Below are 16,527 nucleotides of genomic sequence, written 5' to 3' on the forward strand. Positions count from 1 at the left end.
CGCGCACATCCGCCGGAGACGCGAAGAGGACGCCCGTCGATCGACGGGCGTCCTCTTCTACGGATGCGGACTACGCGCGCTTGCGCGACGTGAGCACCTGATCGACGATGCCGTACTCCAGCGCCTCGTTGGCCGAGAGGATCTTGTCGCGATCGATGTCGCGGTTGACCTGCTCGACCGGCTTGCCGGTGTGACGGGCCATGGTCTCCTCGAGCCAGGTACGCATGCGGAGGATCTCCGCCGCCTGGATCTCGATGTCGGAGGCCTGACCGTGTCCGGCCTCCCCCATCGCGGGCTGGTGCATCAGCACGCGGGCATTCGGCAGCGCGAGACGCTTCCCGGGGGCACCCGCCGCGAGCAGCACGGAGGCGGCCGAGGCCGCCTGGCCGAGCACGACGGTCTGGATCTGCGGCGCGACGTACTGCATCGTGTCGTAGATCGCCGTCATCGCGGTGAAGGAGCCACCGGGCGAATTGATGTACATGGTGATGTCGCGCTCGGAGTCCTGGCTCTCCAGGACGAGGAGCTGCGCCATGACGTCGTCGGCCGACGCGTCGTCGACCTGCACGCCGAGGAAGATCACGCGGTCTTCGAACAGCTTGTTGTACGGGTCCTGGCGCTTGAAGCCGTAGGCGGTGCGCTCCTCGAACTGCGGCAGCACATACCGGCTGGAGGGCAGGTTTCCGGCGGACTGGAACGTGGGTGTGTACATGGTGTCCTCTCGAATCCTTACTCGACGCCCGTGCCGCCGCCGCCGGTGACGTCGCTGGCGTGCTCGCGGATGTGGTCGACGAAGCCGTACTCGAGGGCTTCCTCCGCCGTGAACCAGCGGTCGCGGTCGCCGTCGGCGTTGATCTGCTCGACGGGCTTGCCGGTCTGCGACGCGGTGATCTCGGCGAGGCGCTTCTTCATCGACAGGATGAGCTGCGCCTGGGTCTGGATGTCGCTCGCGGTGCCGCCGAAGCCGCCGTGCGGCTGGTGCAGCAGCACGCGGGCGTTCGGCGTGATGTAGCGCTTGCCCTTGGTGCCGCTCGTCAGCAGCAGCTGGCCCATGGACGCGGCCATGCCGATGCCGACGGTGACGATGTCGTTCGGCACGAACTGCATCGTGTCGTAGATCGCCATGCCCGCGGTGATCGAGCCGCCCGGCGAGTTGATGTAGAGGTAGATGTCCTTCTCGGAGTCTTCGGCGGCGAGAAGGAGGATCTTCGCGCAGATCTCGTTGGCGTTGTCGTCTCGCACCTCCGAGCCGAGCCAGATGATGCGGTCCTTCAGCAACCTGTCGAAGACGCTTGTCGCGACGAGGGGTTCAGCCATGTCAGCTCCTGCTTCCGTGTTTCAGTGATTCGAATCTACCGGCGCGCGCACAGCCCCTAGGTCGTGTTCGCCGTCGGCATATCAGGTGTCGCTGCCGGCGATCTCGTGCGCGTACGCCGTCATCGACCGGTGGTAGCGCGGCAGGTGCGGGACGAGGGCGAGGATGGCCACCGACAGGCCCTGCGCGGGCCGGCCGGCACTCGCGAGGATGAGGGCGTGCACCACTGCGACCGCGTCGCGATACGGCCCGTCCGCCGCGATCTCCTCCTCGGCGCGGATCACCCTCAGCGCCTCGTCGTAGTCACCGAGGTTGCGCAGCGAGCTCGCGAGCTGGATCACGCACTGCGGGCGGTGCTCCTCGTCGAGGCCGAGCGCCAGGGCGCGGCGGTACAGCTCCACGGCCTCCGCCGGGCGCCCGGCGGAATCGCGAGCACCGGCGCGCTCGAACTCGGCCCTCGCGTCGTCCGCACCCCGTTCGGCGGCGAGGGCGTCGATGCGCGCGATCGTCTCGTCGCCGACCTCCTCTCCGGAGGCCTCCGCCCACACCTGCTCGATGCGGTCGTCCCAGCTCGTCATCCCGTCGCCCTTCCCTCGATGAGAAAGAGGGCGGATGCCGCAGCACCCGCCCTCTTCACTCGACCGCGCCGATCACTCGGCGGTGTCGGCGTCCTTCTTGGCCGGAGCCTTCTTCGCCGCCGGCTTCTTGGCGGCGGGCTTCTTCTCCGCAGCGGGCTTCTCGTCCGCGTCGGCGTCCTTCTTGGCGGCCGCCTTCTTGGCGGGAGCCTTCTTCTTCGCGGCCGGCTTCTCCTCGGCCTCGGCGGGCTTCTCGTCCTCGGACTCGGCCTCGTCGTCGGTCACGACGAAGTCGGAGAGGTCGACGGCCTTGCCGTTGGTGTCCACGACCTTGACCTTGCCCAGCGCGATCGCGAGCGCCTTGTTCCGGGCGACCTCGCCGACCAGAGCGGGGAGCTGGTTCGAGGACTGCAGCGCCTCGACGAACTCCTGCGGCGCCATGCCGTACTGCGCGGCGGACTGGATGAGGTACTGCGAGAGCTCCTCCTGCGAGACCTGCACGTCGGCCTGCTCGGCGATCGTGTCGAGCAGCACCTGCGTGCGGAACTGCTTCTCGCTGGCCTCGGTCACCTCGGCGCGGTGCACGTCGTCCTCGAGACGACCCTCGCCCTCGAGGTGGTTGTGCACCTCGTCCTCGATGAGCTGCGGCGGGACCGGGATCTCGATCTGCGCGAGAAGCGTCTCGACGAGCTTGTCGCGGGCGGCGGAGCCCTGCGTGAAGACGCCCTGCTGCTCGACGCGCTCACGCAGGCTGTCGCGCAGCTCGGCGATGGTGTCGAACTCGCTCGCGATCTGCGCGAACTCGTCGTCGGCCTCGGGAAGCTCGCGCTCCTTGACGGCCTTGACGCTGACGGAGACCTCCGCCTCCTTGCCGGCGTGGTCGCCGCCGACGAGGGCGGAGCGGAAGGTGGTGTCCTCACCGGCGGTGAGCGACTCGATCGCGTCGTCGATGCCCTCGAGGAGCTCGCCGGAGCCGATCTCGTACGAGACACCCTCGGCGCGGTCGATCTCGGCGCCGTCGATGGTGGCGACGAGGTCCAGCTCGACGAAGTCGCCCTTGGCCGCGGGGCGGTCGACGGGGATGAGCGTGCCGAAGCGGGCGCGCATGTTCTCCAGCTCGGCGTCGAGGGCGGCCTCGTCGGCCTCCACGGCGTCGACCTCGAGGGTGATGCCCGCGTAGTCGGGGAGCTCGATCTCCGGGCGCACGTCGACCTCGACGTCGACGAGGAGGTCGCCCGAGAAGTCCTTCTCGCTCGGCCACTGCGTGATCTCGGCCGACGGACGGCCGACGATGCGGAGCTTGTGCTCGGCGGTCGCCTCGCGGAAGAACTTGTCCAGGCCCTCGTTGACGGCGTGCTCGATGACGGCGCCGCGGCCGATGCGCTGGTCGATGATCGGAGCGGGCACCTTGCCCTTGCGGAAGCCGGGGATCTGGACGTCCTGCGCGATGTGCTCGTAGGCGTGCGCGATGCTGGGCTTGAGGTCGTCCGGGGTGACCGTGATGGTGAGCTTGACCCGGGTCGGGGTCAGCTTCTCGACGGTGCTGTTCGCCATGCTGGTGTGTTCTCCTTGTGGTTTCCGCGCAGAACGCGGCTGGAAGGTCGTGGGGTCGAGTCGGGGCGACAGGAGTTGAACCTGCGACCTCCCGCTCCCAAAGCGGGCGCTCTACCAAGCTGAGCTACGCCCCGGGGAATCCGCACGCAGATTCAGCCCCATCGAGTCTAACGGACAGGAGCACGCCCGACCGTCCGCTATGATCGATGGAGTCCGGACTCCGGTTCCGGGGGTGTAGCTCAATGGTAGAGTCTCAGTCTTCCAAACTGATTGCGCGGGTTCGATTCCCGTCACCCCCTCCACTCTCCTCGCTCCTTCCGCACGTCAGTGCGTGTGCGGGCGTCCGCCGTCGCCTACGCTGACAGGACCACCTCCCGACCGGAAGGCCCTGCCGAGATGAGCGCCCCGTGACCGCCCTCCCCCCGCTGGACGCCGCGGTCGTCACGGAGCTCCCCTCGTCCGGCGGGCATCGACTGCCGTCCGCCTTCTCCTCCGGCCCCGCGATCCCTGCACGACCGCGGAACCGCCGGCCGCTCGGAGTCCTGCTCGCCGTCATCGTCGCGGTGGGGGCAGCGGGAACGGGATTCGCCGTCACCCAGCTCACCGCGAATCAGGGGTACGACGAGGCCGCCGCGCGCGTGGCCGACGCGGCCCGATCGGTCACGAACCACCAGAGCGAGCTCCGGCACCGCACGACGGAGCTCATCGCAGCGACGGACGCGGGACACGTCATCATCGACACCGGAACCGCGGGCATCTCCGTGGGCGCGGACGTCTGGGATGCCCTGGACGCCGCCGTGGCCGACGGCGAAGGTATCGGTGCGGAAGCCGAGGAGGTCCTCGCTGCGGAGCGCCCGCAGCCCGACGCCAAACCCGCGTGGTTCTGGGAGCTCTTCCCCGCCACGGCCCGGCTGGAAGAGGATCAGTCCCTCCTCGAGGAGATCGAGCAGCGCACGACGACGGCGTCCGTGCAGGCCTCCGACGGTCTGGGCGCCGTGCGCGAGAGCGGCGTGGCCGTGATCTCCGCGACCGGACAGGCGGCCGGCGCTTTCGAGAAGGCGCACCCCTCGACCCGCAACGCCGCCGTCATCGCCCTGCGCGACGCCGCCGCGGACGCGCTCGCGGTCACGGAGATCGACGACGCGGCCGCGACCACCTACGCGGCCCTGCAGACGGCCGCCGTCCAGGTGATCTCCGCCGAGAACGCGGAACTGGCGGAGAAGGCGGGCCCTCTCCGCGGCGCGCGGCTCGAGATCGAGGCCTTCGCCCGCTCACTCGCTCCCGGGGTCCTGCTGGAGTTCGACTGGGCCCCCGTCGTCAACGGCGCCGGATACAACGGCAGTATGGGCGGCTACACGACCTGGTGGTGGGACACACCGGGACGCGCAGTCATCGAGCTGTCCGACTCGGTCGCGGAGCAGTGGCCCGCGGAACGCAGCAAGGCGCTCGTCGCCCACGAGGTGGGCCACGCCATCAGCGTCAAATGTCAGGACATGTACGACTCATCCACCCAGGACAGCATCGAGAAGTGGGCGACGGCCTGGGCCATCAGCATGGGCTTCACGGACGACGCCAACGGCGTATGGGCCTACGGGTATCCCCCGCAGAACTACATCGACGCCGCGGCCGGCTGCCGCTGAGACGGAAGAAGCCGCCGTGATCATCACGGCGGCTTCTCCTCTCGCTCAGTCGGCGGTCACTGACCCCGACGCTCGCGGAGCTGGGTGAGGGCGTCCTCCAGGAGCTGGACGGCCTCCTCGTCCGTGCGACGCTCCTTCACGTATGCCAGGTGCGTCTTGTACGGCTCAGCCTTGGCGACGGCAGGAGGGTTCTCCTTGTCGCGCCCGGCCGGAAGACCGGACTGCGGGTGGTCGATGATCTCCGGGATCTCCTCCTCGGGGAGACCGGCGGCGAAGTAGCGGACAGTCTCGTTGCCGAGACCGTCCCAGTACGACACCGCGATGCGGTCGGCGTGGTAGCCGTGGTCCTGCTCCCCCATGGGACCGGAACCGACACGGGTACCGCGGATCGCGTTTCCACCGGTAGCCATCAGATCACCTCGAACTTCGTGATGAGGCCGAGCGCCACGATGGCGATGAACCACGAGAGCGCCAGGACGACGGTGAAGCGGTTCAGGTTCCGCTCCGCGAGACCGGAGGAGCCGACCGCAGTGGTCATGCCGCCGCCGAACATGTCGGACAGGCCGCCGCCGCGACCCTTGTGCAAGAGGATGAGGAGAGTCAGCAGGACGCTGGTGATGCCCAGCACGACCTGCAGGACGAACTCGAGAATTGCCACGGAAAGAGCCTTTCGCTGGGGCCGGAGCGCCCCCGTAACGGTCAAGTATACGGTGCAGCGGGGCCGGAGCCCCGCCGCACTCACACGCCGACGTGCTTCTCGAAGCGGATGATCGCCGCGAACTCGTCGACGACGAGGCTCGCGCCGCCGACCAGAGCGCCGTCCACGTCGGGCTCGCGCATGAAGCTGGCGATGTTGGCCGCCTTGACCGAGCCGCCGTAGAGGATGCGGGTGCGGGCCGCCGCCTCGTCACCGAGGACCTTCGCGATCACACCGCGGAGCGCCGCGCAGACGTCCTGCGCCTGCTGCGGAGTGGCCGCCTGGCCCGACCCGATGGCCCAGACGGGCTCATACGCCACGACGATGTCAGCCGACGGGGAGACGCCCTGGAGGGCGGCCTCGAGCTGTCCGGCCGGAACCGCGCTGGCACCGAACTTCTCCAGGTCCTCCGCCGTCTCGCCGACGCAGATCACCGGGGAGAGGCCGTGCTTGAGCGCAGCCTTCACCTTGCCGGCCACGATCTCGTCGGACTCCGCGTGGTACTCGCGACGCTCGGAGTGTCCGATGATGACGTACTTCGCGTCGAGCTTCGCCAGGAACGCCCCGGAGATCTCGCCCGTGTACGCACCGGAGTCGTGCGCCGAGACATCCTGTGCACCGAACGCGAACGGGATCTTGTCAGCATCGATCAGCGTCTGCACGCTGCGGATGTCCGTGAAGGGCGGGAAGACCGCCACCTCCACGGATCCGTCCTCGTGCTTGGCGTCCTTCAGCGTCCAGTGCAGCTTCTGCACGAACGCCACCGCCTGCAGGTGGTCCAGGTTCATCTTCCAGTTGCCCGCGATCAGCGGGGTACGGGAGCTCACGCCCATCCGAGGACCTCCAGCCCAGGTAGTTTCTTGCCCTCGAGGAATTCGAGGGATGCGCCGCCGCCGGTCGAGATGTGCCCGAACTGGTCGTCGGTGAATCCCAGCTGGCGGACGGCTGCGGCGGAGTCGCCGCCGCCGACGACGCTCAGGCCGTCGACCTCGGTCAGCGCCTGCGCGACCGCCTTGGTACCCGCGGCGAAGGCGGGGAACTCGAACACACCCATCGGGCCGTTCCAGAACACCGTCTTCGATCCGCGGATGACCTCGGCGAAGCGCGCCGCGGTCTCCGGCCCGATGTCCAGGCCGATGCCCGACGAGCCGAACGCCGTCTCCTCGATCGCGTCCGCGGCGGCCACCTCGTGGTCCGCGTCGGCGCCGAAGGACGCGGCGACGACCACGTCGGTGGGGAGCACGAGCTCCACGCCGCGCTCGGCCGCCTCGGCGATGTAGCCCCGGACGGTATCGAGCTGGTCCTCCTCGAGGAGGCTCGACGCGACGGCATGACCCTGCGCCTTCAGGAAGGTGAAGAGCATGCCACCGCCGACGAGGATGCGGTCCACCCGCGGCAGCAGGTGGGAGATGACTCCGAGCTTGTCGCTGACCTTGGACCCACCGAGCACCACCGCGTACGGACGCTCCGGGTTCTCCGTCAGGCGGTCGAGCACGTCGAGCTCGGTCGCGATCAGGAGGCCGGCCGCCGAGGGCAGCAGCTTCGCGAGGTGGTAGACGCTCGCCTGCTTGCGGTGCACGACGCCGAAGCCGTCGGAGACGAGCACGTCGCCCAGCTCCGCGAGCTGCGCCGCGAAGGCACCACGCTCGGCGTCGTCCTTCGAGGTCTCCCCGGGGTTGAACCGGAGGTTCTCGATCACGACGACCTGGCCGTTCTCGAGGGACGCCACGGCATCCTTCGCGGCCTCGCCGACCGTGTCGCCCGCGAAGGCGACCGGCGCGCCGAGCAGCTCGGACAGTCGCTGGGCGACCGGCTCGAGGCTGTACTGCGGGTCGGGGGCGCCGTCGGGACGGCCGAGGTGCGAGCAGACGACGACGCGGGCGCCCGCGTCGATGAGGGTCTTCAGGGTCGGCAGCGAGGCGCGGACACGGCCATCGTCCGTGATGATCCCGTCCCGCAGGGGGACGTTCAGATCACAACGGACGATGACGCGCTTGCCCTCGAGCGAACCCAGTGAGTCCAGGGTGCGCAGAGTCATGTGTCGGAGCTCAGATGCGCTCGGCGACGTACTCGGTCAGGTCGACGAGACGGTTGGAGTAGCCCCACTCGTTGTCGTACCAGCTCGAGACCTTGATCAGGTTGCCGCTGACGTTGGTGAGCGTGGAGTCGAAGATCGACGAGTGCGGGTTGTGCACGATGTCGCTCGACACGATCGGGTCCTCGTTGTACTGCAGGTACCCGGCCAGACGACCCTCGGCCGCAGCCTTCTTGTAGGCCTCGTTGACCTCGTCCACCGTGAGGTTCTCGCGGTCCGTGATGAGCGTCAGGTCGACGATCGAGCCCGTGGGAACCGGCACGCGGTAGGAGGAGCCGCTGAGCTTGCCGTTCAGCTCCGGGAGGACGAGGCCGATGGCCTTCGCGGCACCCGTCGAGGCCGGCGTGATGTTGATCGCGGCGGCGCGGGCGCGGCGGAGGTCCTTGTGCGGACCGTCCTGCAGGTTCTGGTCGGCGGTGTAGGCGTGGGCCGTCATCATGAAGCCACGGTCGATGCCGAAGGCGTCGTTGAACACCTTGGCCAGCGGCGCGAGGCAGTTCGTCGTGCAGGAGGCGTTGGAGATGATGTGGTCCGTCTCGGGGTTGTACGTCTCCTCGTTCACGCCCATGACGATGGTGCGGTCGTCACCCGTGGCCGGAGCCGAGATGAGGACCTTCTTCGCACCGGCGTCGATGTGCTTGCGCGCGGCGTCGGCGTTGGTGAAGAAGCCGGTGGACTCGATGACGATGTCCACGCCCAGCTCGCCCCACGGGAGGTTGGCGGGGTCACGCTCTGCGAAGGCCTTGATCTCCTTGCCGTCGACGGTGATGCTGTCGTCGTCGTACGTGATCTCGGCGTCGAGGACGCCGCTGACCGAGTCGTACTTCAGCAGGTGTGCCAGGGTCTTGTTGTCGGTGAGGTCGTTGACCGCGACGATCTCAAGGTCTGCTCCCTGCGCGAGAGCTGCGCGGAAGTAGTTGCGTCCGATGCGGCCGAAGCCGTTGATACCGATCTTGACAGACACTCAGGTCTCCCTGTTTCTCATGCGCCGAGCGCCGCCGTCGAGCGTGCGCCATGCGCGGGTTTTTTGGCTGAGATGGCGCCCCGACGAGCCGTGGGCCCGCCGGGACGCGACCCGATTACGACAGTACCAGCAGGCCGTTCGTCTGCTGACGGGCGACCTCGAGGCGCTGGGCGACGTTCTCCCAGTTGGCGATGTTCCACGCGGCCTTGACGTAGTCGGCCTTCACGTTGAGGTAGTCGAGGTAGAAGGCGTGCTCCCACATGTCCAGCTGGAACAGCGGGATGGTGCCCTGCGCGGTGTTCGACTGCTGGTCGAAGAGCTGCTGGATGATGAGGCGCGAGCCGATCGAGTCCCAGCTCAGGACGGCCCAGCCGGAACCCTGGATCCCGGTGGCGGCGGCGGTGAAGTGCGCCTGGAACTTCTCGAAGGAGCCGAAGTACTCGTCGATGGCCGCCTTGAGCTCGCCCTCGGGCTGGCCGCCACCGTTCGGCGAGAGGTTGGTCCAGAAGATCGAGTGGTTGACGTGCCCGCCGAGGTTGAACGCGAGGTCCTTCTCGAGCTTGTTCACGTTCGCGAGGTTGCCGCTCTCGCGGGCCTCGGCCAGCTGCTCCAGCGCGGTGTTGGCGCCCGCGACGTAAGTCGCGTGGTGCTTGTCGTGGTGCAGCTCCATGATCTTGCCGCTGATGTGCGGCTCGAGAGCGGCGAAGTCGTAGGGAAGGTCGGGGAGCGTGTAGGTTGCCATATCGCATTCATCCAATCCGCGCCGCGCCGCGGCGCTTGCCGATGCTCCGCGTCGCCGATGTGCGACGGAGAGCGGACGACTTTCATCCTACTGACGACAACGCCTCGGGTGTCCGGATCCTTCCGGGGGTTGACACGCCGTCCAGGGCGGCGTCACCCGGGTCAGACGTCGAGCCCGGCGGGGACGGCGGCCTCGGTCCCCGGGATGCCCTCCTGCTGGGCACGCTTATCCGCCATCGCCAGTAGGCGGCGGATGCGGCCGGCCACGGCGTCCTTGGTGAGCGGAGGGTCGGCGTGGTGTCCCAGCTCGTCGAGGCTGGCGTCGCGGTGCGCGAGGCGGAGCTCGCCGGCGACACGGAGGTGGTCGGGCACCTCGTCGGCCAGGATCTCGAGAGCGCGCTCGACACGGGCGCACGCCGCCACAGCGGCCTGCGCGGAACGGCGGAGGTTCGCGTCGTCGAAGTTGACGAGACGGTTGACGCCGGCGCGCACCTCGCGGCGCTGCCGCAGCTCCTCCCAGGCGAGAGCGGTGCGCTGGGCGCCCATCTCGCTGAGGATGGTGCGGATCGCCTCGCCCTCGCGGACGACGACGCGGGGAAGCCCGCGGACCTCGCGGGCCTTCGCGGCGACGCCGAGACGGTGAGCGGCACCCACGAGCGCCATGGCCGCCTCGGACGACGGGCAGGCGACCTCGAGCATGGCGGAGCGGCCCGGCTCGCTGAGCGTCCCCGCGGCGAGGAACGCCCCGCGCCAGAGACCGGCGACCTCCGCACGGGAACCCGTTGTGAGGCGGTTCGGGAGTCCGCGGACCGGGCGGCGACGCTGGTCGAGCAGTCCGGTCTGGCGGGCCAGGGTCTCCCCCTGCGCGATGACCCGAACGGCCCAGCGGGCACCGTCGTTGGCGGTGCTCGACTGCACCTGGGCGATCTCCGGACGGACGCCGTAGATCTCGGCGAGGTCACGGGCCACACGGCGGGCGAGGGTCTCGGCATCGACCTCCGCTTCCACCGCCACACGGCCGGCGATGGAGTGCAGACCACCGGCGAACCGGAGGATGGCCGTCACCTCAGCGACGCGCACCGTGGGGGGTGCATTGCGGATGCTGACGAGCTCAGCCTTGACGTCGGTGGTTAGTGCCACGAGACTCCTTCACGTTCACGCGCCGGGTCGCGACGCAAACCTCCAGCTTACTCGCTCGGGGGCCTATTCCCTGCCGAGGTCGCGGTGGCGGACGTTGACCGCGACGCCCGGGATTCCCGCCAGTCGACGGGCGAGCTCCTCGGACATGGCGACCGAACGGTGCTTGCCGCCCGTGCACCCGATGGCGATCGTGGAGTGGCTCTTGTTCTCGCGCTGGTACCCCTCGAGGACGGGGACGAGAGCCTTCGCGTAGGCGTCGAGGAACTCCTCCGCGCCGTCGCGGGAGAGCACGTACTCGCGTACCGTCTCGTCCTGCCCCGTGAGTCCGCGGAGGTCTTCGTTCCAGTACGGGTTCGGCAGGAAGCGCATGTCGGCGACGACGTCGACGTCGGTGGGGAGCCCGTATTTGAATCCGAAGCTGAGCAGCGTGACCCGGTGCCGCGCCTCCCCCTCCTCGGAGAAGATGTCGGACACCTTCGTCGCCAGCTGATGGATGTTCAACGCCGTGGTGTCGATCACGAGGTCTGCGGCCTCGCGGATCGGCGCCAGCCGGGTGCGCTCGGTGCGGATGCCGTCGAGAAGCGTCCCATCGCCCTGGAGCGGGTGGGGGCGACGCACCGCCTCGAACCGACGGACGAGGACGTCGTCGGACGCATCGAGGAACAGCACGCGGATCGATCCCCGGGTGCGCAGCACACGCGCCACCTCGGGGAAGTCGTCGAAGAGGTTGCGACCGCGGACGTCGACCACCGCGGCGACCTTCGGCAGCGAATCCCCGCCCATGCCGGTGAGGTCGAGCAGCGGACGAAGAATCTGCGGCGGCAGGTTGTCCACGACGTACCAGCCGAGATCCTCGAGCGCATTGGCCACCGTGGTGCGCCCCGCGCCGGACATCCCGGTGACGATGAGGAACTCGCCCTTCTCCCCGTCAGACATCGCTACTCACTGCTCCTTCTCCCCCTCGGCCTCCCAGCCTAGCGAGTGGACAGGTGCGTATGGATGTTCTGGGCCAGCACCGGTCCGATCCCCTGGACCTCCTGGATCTGGTGGGGTTCGGCGGAGCGCAGCGCCGTGACCGAGCCGAAGTGCTTCAGCAGGACCTTGATCCGCGACGCACCCAGACCGGGCACCTCGGCGAGCACCGTCGTGATGTCCTTCTTGCGCTTCTTCCGCTGGTGCGTGATGGCGAATCGATGCGCCTCATCGCGGAGCCGCTGGAGCAGGTAGAGGGATTCGCTGGTCCGCGGGAGGATGACGGGGAAATCATCTCCCGGAAGCCAGATCTCCTCCAGGCGCTTGGCGATGCCGCAGACGGCGATCTCGGTGTGTCCGGAGTCGCGGAGGGCTCGGGCAGCGGCCTCGACCTGGGGCTGCCCTCCGTCCACGAGCAGCAGCTGCGGTGGGTAGGCGAACCGGGGCTTCCGGCGCACACCCGCCTCGCCGACGTCTTCCGCGACCACCTCGTCGGTGGTCGGGTCGACGGTCTCCTGCTCCTCCGGGCGGTCGAGGTAGGCCAGCCGACGCCGCAGCACCTGGTACATGGAGTCGGTGTCGTCCGTGGTCTCCGCGATGTTGAAGGTGCGGTACTGGTCCTTGCGCGGCAGCCCGTCCTCGAACACGACCATGGAAGCGACCACGTTCGTTCCCCCGAGGTGCGAGATGTCGAAGCACTCGATCCGGAGCGGCGCCTCCTCCATGCCCAGCGCTTCCTGCAGGTCGGTCAGCGCCTGCGTGCGCGCGACGTAGTCGCTCGTCCGACGGGTCTTGTGCCTGATCAGCGCCTGCTGGGCGTTCAGGGTGGCCGTGCGCATGAGGTCGGCCCGCTGGCCGCGGTGCGCCACCGCGATCTCGACCTTCCGGCCTCGACGTTCACGCAGCCACACCTCCAGCTCGGAGGCGTCGTCGGGAAGCACCGGGACGAGGATGCGGCGCGGCACGTCCTGCGCCTCCCCGTAAGCCTGCTGGAGGACCTGCTCCACGAGCTCCCCGCCGGAGATGTCGATCTCCTTCTCGATCGTCAGGGCCCGGACCCCTCGAACACGACCGCCGCGGATGACGAAGTGCTGCACCGCGGCCGCGAGCTCGTCCTCGGCGATGCCGAACAGGTCGGCGTCCTCGTCCGCCGGCAGCACGAGGGCGCTCTTGCCGAGCACGGCCTCGATCGCGGAGAGCTTGTCCCGGAACTTCGCGGCCGCCTCGTAGTCCATCGCCGCCGACGCGGCGAGCATGCGTTGCGTGAGCTCGCGCGTGAAGCGTTCGTCACCGCCCGCCATGAACGCGACGAAATCGTCGACCATGGCGCGATGCTCCTCGATCGACACCGTCATCGAGCACGGCCCGCCGCACTTGCCGATCTGCCCGGGGAAGCACGGGCGGCCCGTCTGCATCGCACGCTTGTAGCTCGCGTCGCTGCAGGTGCGGATGGGGAAGGCCTTGATCATCAGGTCGATGGTCTCGTGCACCGCCCAGACCTTCGGATAGGGACCGAAGTAGCGGGCCCCCGGGATCTTCCGGTTCCGAGTCACGAGCACGCGCGGCGCCTCGTCGCCCAGCGTCACGGCCATGAACGGGTACGACTTGTCGTCCCGGTACTTGACGTTGAACGGCGGATCGAACTCCTTGATCCACATGTACTCGAGCTGGAGGGAGTCGACGTCGGTGGGCACGACCGTCCACTCCACCGACGCCGCCGTCGTCACCATCCGACGCGTGCGCTCATGCAGCGTCCGCAGCGGAGCGAAGTAGTTCGACAGCCGCTGACGGAGGTTCTTCGCCTTCCCGACGTACAGCACCCGGCCGTTGGCGTCGCGGAACCGGTACACCCCCGGGTCGGTCGGGATCTCGCCCGCCCGGGGCTTGTACGGCAGCACGTCGGCCATCAGCTGGCCTTCCGCGCAGAGCGCCCCTCACCCAGGATCTCGGCGAGGAACTGGCCGGTGTGGCTCTCCTCGACCCGCGCGATCTGCTCCGGCGTGCCGGTGGCGAGGATCGTGCCGCCGCCGGAACCGCCCTCCGGACCCAGGTCGATCACCCAGTCGGCCGACTTGATCACGTCGAGGTTGTGCTCGATCACGATCACCGTGTTGCCCTTGTCGACCAGACCGTTCAGCACCTCGAGGAGCTTGCGCACGTCTTCGAAGTGCAGACCCGTCGTCGGCTCGTCGAGCACGTAGATGCTCCGACCGTTGCTGCGGCGCTGGAGCTCGGTCGCGAGCTTCACGCGCTGCGCCTCACCACCGGAGAGCGTGGTCGCGGACTGCCCGAGGCGGACGTACCCCAGCCCCACGTCGACGAGGGTCTTCATGTAGCGGTGGATGGCCTGGATCGGCTCGAAGAACTCGGCCGCCTCCTCGATGGGCATCTCCAGCACCTCGGCGATGTTCTTGCCCTTGTAGTGCACGGCGAGGGTGTCGCGGTTGTACCGCTTGCCGTGGCACACCTCGCAGTCCACGTACACGTCCGGGAGGAAGTTCATCTCGATCTTGATCGTGCCGTCACCCGAGCAGGCCTCGCAGCGTCCGCCCTTGACGTTGAAGCTGAACCGCCCCGGCTGGTAGCCGCGGACCTTCGCCTCGGGCGTCTCGCTGAAGAGCGTGCGGATGCGGTCGAAGACGCCGGTGTAGGTCGCCGGGTTCGATCGCGGGGTGCGGCCGATCGGCGCCTGGTCGACGTGCACGACCTTGTCGAGGTTGTCGAGGCCGGTCACGCGGGTGTGCTTGCCCGGCACCGTTCGCGCGCCGTTGAGCCGCGACGCGAGCACCTGGTACAGGATGTCGTTCACGAGGGACGACTTCCCGGATCCGCTGACGCCGGTGACCGCGGTGAGGACGCCGAGCGGGAAGTCCGCCGTGACGTTGCGGAGGTTGTTGGCGCGCGCGCCCACGACGCTCAGCATGCGCTTCTTGTCGATCTTCCGGCGCTTCGCCGGCATCGGGATCTCTCGACGGCCCGAGAGGTAGTCGCCGGTCATGGAGTCGGTGTCGGCGAGAAGCGCGGAGTACGGCCCGGAGTGGACCACCGCTCCGCCGTTCACACCCGCGCCGGGACCGATGTCGACCACCCAGTCCGCGGCCTCGATCGTCTCTTCGTCGTGCTCGACGACGATCAGGGTGTTCCCGAGATCGCGCAGCGTGAGCAGCGTCTCGATGAGACGCCGGTTGTCGCGCTGGTGCAGTCCGATCGACGGCTCGTCGAGGACGTAGAGCACGCCGGTCAGCCCGGAGCCGATCTGCGTGGCGAGGCGGATGCGCTGGGCCTCGCCACCCGACAGCGAGCCGGCCGAACGGCTGAGGTTGAGGTAGGACAGACCGACCTGGAGGAGGAAGTCGAGGCGCAGCCGGATCTCACGGAGCACCTGGGCGGCGATCTTGGCCTCGCGGTCGGTGAGGTGCAGCTTCTCCATGAAGGCCCGGGCGTCGGCCAGGCTCAGGTGCGAGACCTCGGCGATGGAGTGACCGTGCACCTGCACGGCCAGCACCTCGGGCTTGAGACGGTCGCCGTTGCAGACCGGGCACGGGACCTCGCGGAGGTACTCGCCCCACCGGCTGCGCTGGGTGTCTGACTCGGCCTGCAGGTACTGCCGCTCGATGTACGGCACCACGCCCTCGAAACCGGAGGCATAGCGCATCTCACGGCCGTAGCGGTTCTTCCACTTGACGGTGACCTTGTAGTTCTCTCCGCGCAGGACTGCTTCCTTGACGTCGGAGTGCAGTTCGCGCCACGGGGTGTCGAGGGAGAAGTCGAGGTCGCGGGAGAGTCCTTCGAGCAGGCGCTCGTAGTACTGGAAGAGCCCCTTGCCCTGCGTGGTCCACGGGATGATGACGCCCTCGCGGATCGAGAGGTCTTCGTCGCCGAGCATCAGATCGACGTCCACCGACATGCGGGTGCCGAGGCCCGAGCAGGCGGGGCAGGCGCCGAACGGCGCGTTGAAGGAGAACGTGCGCGGCTCGATCTCGGTGAGGGTGAGCGCGTGGCCGTTGGGGCACGCGAGCTTCTCCGAGAAGGTCTGCCAGGCGTCGTCTCCCTCGCCGTCGACGTAGTTGATCTGCACCACACCGCCGGCGAGTCCGAGAGCGGTCTCCACCGAGTCGGTCACACGTCCGAGGATGTCCGGCGAGGCGACGAGGCGGTCGACGACCACGGCGATGTCGTGCTTGTAGCTCTTCTTGAGCGTCGGCGGCTCGGCCAGCTGGATGAGCTCGCCGTCGACGATCGCCCGCGAGTACCCCTTCGCCCCGAGCTCCCGGAACAGGTCGACGAACTCGCCCTTCTTCTGCGAGACGATCGGCGCGACGACCTGGTAGCGGGTGCGCTCCGGGAGCTCCATGAGCTGGTCGGCGATCTGCTGGACGGTCTGACGCTGGATCTTCTCCCCGCACACCGGACAGTGCGGAACGCCGATGCGCGCCCAGAGCAGACGCATGTAGTCGTAGATCTCGGTGATCGTGCCGACCGTCGACCGAGGGTTGCGGTTCGTCGACTTCTGATCGATCGAGACCGCCGGGCTCAGCCCCTCGATGAAATCGACGTCCGGCCGGTCGACCTGGCCGAGGAACTGTCGCGCGTAGGCGCTCAGCGACTCGACGTACCGACGCTGCCCCTCGGCGAAGATCGTGTCGAAGGCGAGGCTCGACTTCCCCGATCCGGAGAGGCCGGTGAAGACCACCAGCGAGTCACGGGGGATGTCGATGTCGACGTTCTTGAGATTGTGCACGCGGGCGCCGCGGACACTGAGTTTTCCTGGGGAAGCAACGGGGACGATGGGCACCGAACAAGTCTACGAGGGGCCACGGACATCGGCTCCGAG

Annotated in this window: 15 protein-coding genes and 2 tRNA genes; 2 read left to right on the forward strand and 15 right to left on the reverse strand. The window is 68.6% G+C overall.

What is annotated here, in order from left to right; translation table 11 throughout:
- Nucleotides 1-70: 70 nt before the first annotated feature.
- From C6C15_RS10230 to C6C15_RS10250, 5 genes are all read right to left on the reverse strand, one after another.
- The gene (locus C6C15_RS10230; RefSeq protein WP_025105017.1) at nt 71-712 is read right to left on the reverse strand and encodes an ATP-dependent Clp protease proteolytic subunit; all 642 of its coding nucleotides are present in this window, start codon (nt 710-712) and stop codon (nt 71-73) included.
- 17 nt (nt 713-729) lie between these two features.
- The gene (locus C6C15_RS10235; protein WP_025105018.1) at nt 730-1,317 is read right to left on the reverse strand and encodes an ATP-dependent Clp protease proteolytic subunit; all 588 of its coding nucleotides are present in this window, start codon (nt 1,315-1,317) and stop codon (nt 730-732) included.
- An 81-nt stretch (nt 1,318-1,398) separates the two neighbouring features.
- On the reverse strand, nt 1,399-1,893 hold the full coding sequence (locus tag C6C15_RS10240) for a tetratricopeptide repeat protein (RefSeq protein WP_025105019.1): 495 nt from the start codon (nt 1,891-1,893) through the stop codon (nt 1,399-1,401).
- Between the two features lie 72 nt (nt 1,894-1,965).
- A complete protein-coding gene (tig, locus tag C6C15_RS10245) occupies nt 1,966-3,444 on the reverse strand; it encodes a trigger factor (protein ID WP_060921185.1) in 1,479 nt (492 codons plus the stop codon).
- Between the two features lie 60 nt (nt 3,445-3,504).
- Nucleotides 3,505-3,578, reverse strand: a tRNA-Pro gene (locus tag C6C15_RS10250).
- 94 nt (nt 3,579-3,672) lie between these two features.
- Between C6C15_RS10250 and C6C15_RS10255 the strand changes: the two genes are divergently transcribed.
- Nucleotides 3,673-3,746: transfer RNA gene (locus tag C6C15_RS10255), tRNA-Gly, on the forward strand.
- 105 nt (nt 3,747-3,851) lie between these two features.
- Nucleotides 3,852-5,084, forward strand: a complete 1,233-nt coding sequence (locus C6C15_RS10260) for a hypothetical protein (RefSeq protein WP_105950016.1) — start codon at nt 3,852-3,854, stop codon at nt 5,082-5,084.
- 56 nt (nt 5,085-5,140) lie between these two features.
- Here C6C15_RS10260 and C6C15_RS10265 read toward each other — a convergent pair whose 3' ends face one another.
- The 10 genes from C6C15_RS10265 to uvrA all read right to left on the reverse strand — a co-directional run bounded on the left by C6C15_RS10265 (nt 5,141) and on the right by uvrA (nt 16,488).
- The gene (locus C6C15_RS10265) at nt 5,141-5,494 is read right to left on the reverse strand and encodes an RNA polymerase-binding protein RbpA (protein ID WP_025105022.1); all 354 of its coding nucleotides are present in this window, start codon (nt 5,492-5,494) and stop codon (nt 5,141-5,143) included.
- The gene (gene secG, locus C6C15_RS10270; protein ID WP_105950017.1) at nt 5,494-5,742 is read right to left on the reverse strand and encodes a preprotein translocase subunit SecG; all 249 of its coding nucleotides are present in this window, start codon (nt 5,740-5,742) and stop codon (nt 5,494-5,496) included. The genes C6C15_RS10265 and secG overlap by 1 nt, the downstream gene beginning before the upstream one ends.
- Nucleotides 5,743-5,822: 80 nt before the next feature.
- On the reverse strand, nt 5,823-6,614 hold the full coding sequence (gene tpiA / locus C6C15_RS10275; protein ID WP_025105024.1) for a triose-phosphate isomerase: 792 nt from the start codon (nt 6,612-6,614) through the stop codon (nt 5,823-5,825).
- Nucleotides 6,605-7,819, reverse strand: coding sequence for a phosphoglycerate kinase (locus tag C6C15_RS10280; RefSeq protein WP_105950018.1), 1,215 nt, complete (start codon nt 7,817-7,819; stop codon nt 6,605-6,607). Before C6C15_RS10280 ends, tpiA begins: the two co-directional genes overlap by 10 nt.
- A gap of 10 nt (nt 7,820-7,829) precedes the next feature.
- Nucleotides 7,830-8,840: a type I glyceraldehyde-3-phosphate dehydrogenase gene (gap, locus tag C6C15_RS10285; RefSeq protein ID WP_025105026.1), complete on the reverse strand. Its 1,011-nt coding sequence runs from the start codon at nt 8,838-8,840 to the stop codon at nt 7,830-7,832.
- 115 nt (nt 8,841-8,955) lie between these two features.
- Entirely contained in the window at nt 8,956-9,582 is a 627-nt protein-coding gene (locus C6C15_RS10290) for a superoxide dismutase (protein ID WP_025105027.1), read from the reverse strand.
- 161 nt (nt 9,583-9,743) lie between these two features.
- Nucleotides 9,744-10,721, reverse strand: a complete 978-nt coding sequence (whiA, locus tag C6C15_RS10295) for a DNA-binding protein WhiA (RefSeq protein WP_060921191.1) — start codon at nt 10,719-10,721, stop codon at nt 9,744-9,746.
- Nucleotides 10,722-10,784: 63 nt separating this feature from the next.
- A complete protein-coding gene (gene rapZ / locus C6C15_RS10300; RefSeq protein WP_060921192.1) occupies nt 10,785-11,657 on the reverse strand; it encodes an RNase adapter RapZ in 873 nt (290 codons plus the stop codon).
- A 38-nt stretch (nt 11,658-11,695) separates the two neighbouring features.
- Nucleotides 11,696-13,600: an excinuclease ABC subunit UvrC gene (uvrC, locus tag C6C15_RS10305; protein ID WP_060921193.1), complete on the reverse strand. Its 1,905-nt coding sequence runs from the start codon at nt 13,598-13,600 to the stop codon at nt 11,696-11,698.
- A complete protein-coding gene (gene uvrA / locus C6C15_RS10310; protein ID WP_060921194.1) occupies nt 13,600-16,488 on the reverse strand; it encodes an excinuclease ABC subunit UvrA in 2,889 nt (962 codons plus the stop codon). Before uvrA ends, uvrC begins: the two co-directional genes overlap by 1 nt.
- Nucleotides 16,489-16,527: the final 39 nt, after the last annotated feature.

Origin of the sequence: Microbacterium sp. str. 'China', assembly GCF_002993305.1 — a bacterium.
Classification (GTDB): Bacteria; Actinomycetota; Actinomycetes; order Actinomycetales; family Microbacteriaceae; genus Microbacterium; species Microbacterium paraoxydans.

Excerpts from the sequence above, each read along its gene's own strand:
- tig (WP_060921185.1), bottom strand. The coding sequence starts at position 3,444 with ATGGCGAACAGCACCGTCGAGAAGCTGACCCCGACCCGGGTCAAGCTC.
- tpiA (WP_025105024.1), bottom strand. The coding sequence starts at position 6,614 with ATGGGCGTGAGCTCCCGTACCCCGCTGATCGCGGGCAACTGGAAGATG.
- C6C15_RS10235 (WP_025105018.1), bottom strand. The coding sequence starts at position 1,317 with ATGGCTGAACCCCTCGTCGCGACAAGCGTCTTCGACAGGTTGCTGAAG.
- C6C15_RS10280 (WP_105950018.1), bottom strand. The coding sequence starts at position 7,819 with ATGACTCTGCGCACCCTGGACTCACTGGGTTCGCTCGAGGGCAAGCGC.
- C6C15_RS10240 (WP_025105019.1), bottom strand. The coding sequence starts at position 1,893 with ATGACGAGCTGGGACGACCGCATCGAGCAGGTGTGGGCGGAGGCCTCC.
- rapZ (WP_060921192.1), bottom strand. The coding sequence starts at position 11,657 with ATGTCTGACGGGGAGAAGGGCGAGTTCCTCATCGTCACCGGGATGTCC.
- uvrC (WP_060921193.1), bottom strand. The coding sequence starts at position 13,600 with ATGGCCGACGTGCTGCCGTACAAGCCCCGGGCGGGCGAGATCCCGACC.
- C6C15_RS10265 (WP_025105022.1), bottom strand. The coding sequence starts at position 5,494 with ATGGCTACCGGTGGAAACGCGATCCGCGGTACCCGTGTCGGTTCCGGT.
- C6C15_RS10290 (WP_025105027.1), bottom strand. The coding sequence starts at position 9,582 with ATGGCAACCTACACGCTCCCCGACCTTCCCTACGACTTCGCCGCTCTC.
- C6C15_RS10230 (WP_025105017.1), bottom strand. The coding sequence starts at position 712 with ATGTACACACCCACGTTCCAGTCCGCCGGAAACCTGCCCTCCAGCCGG.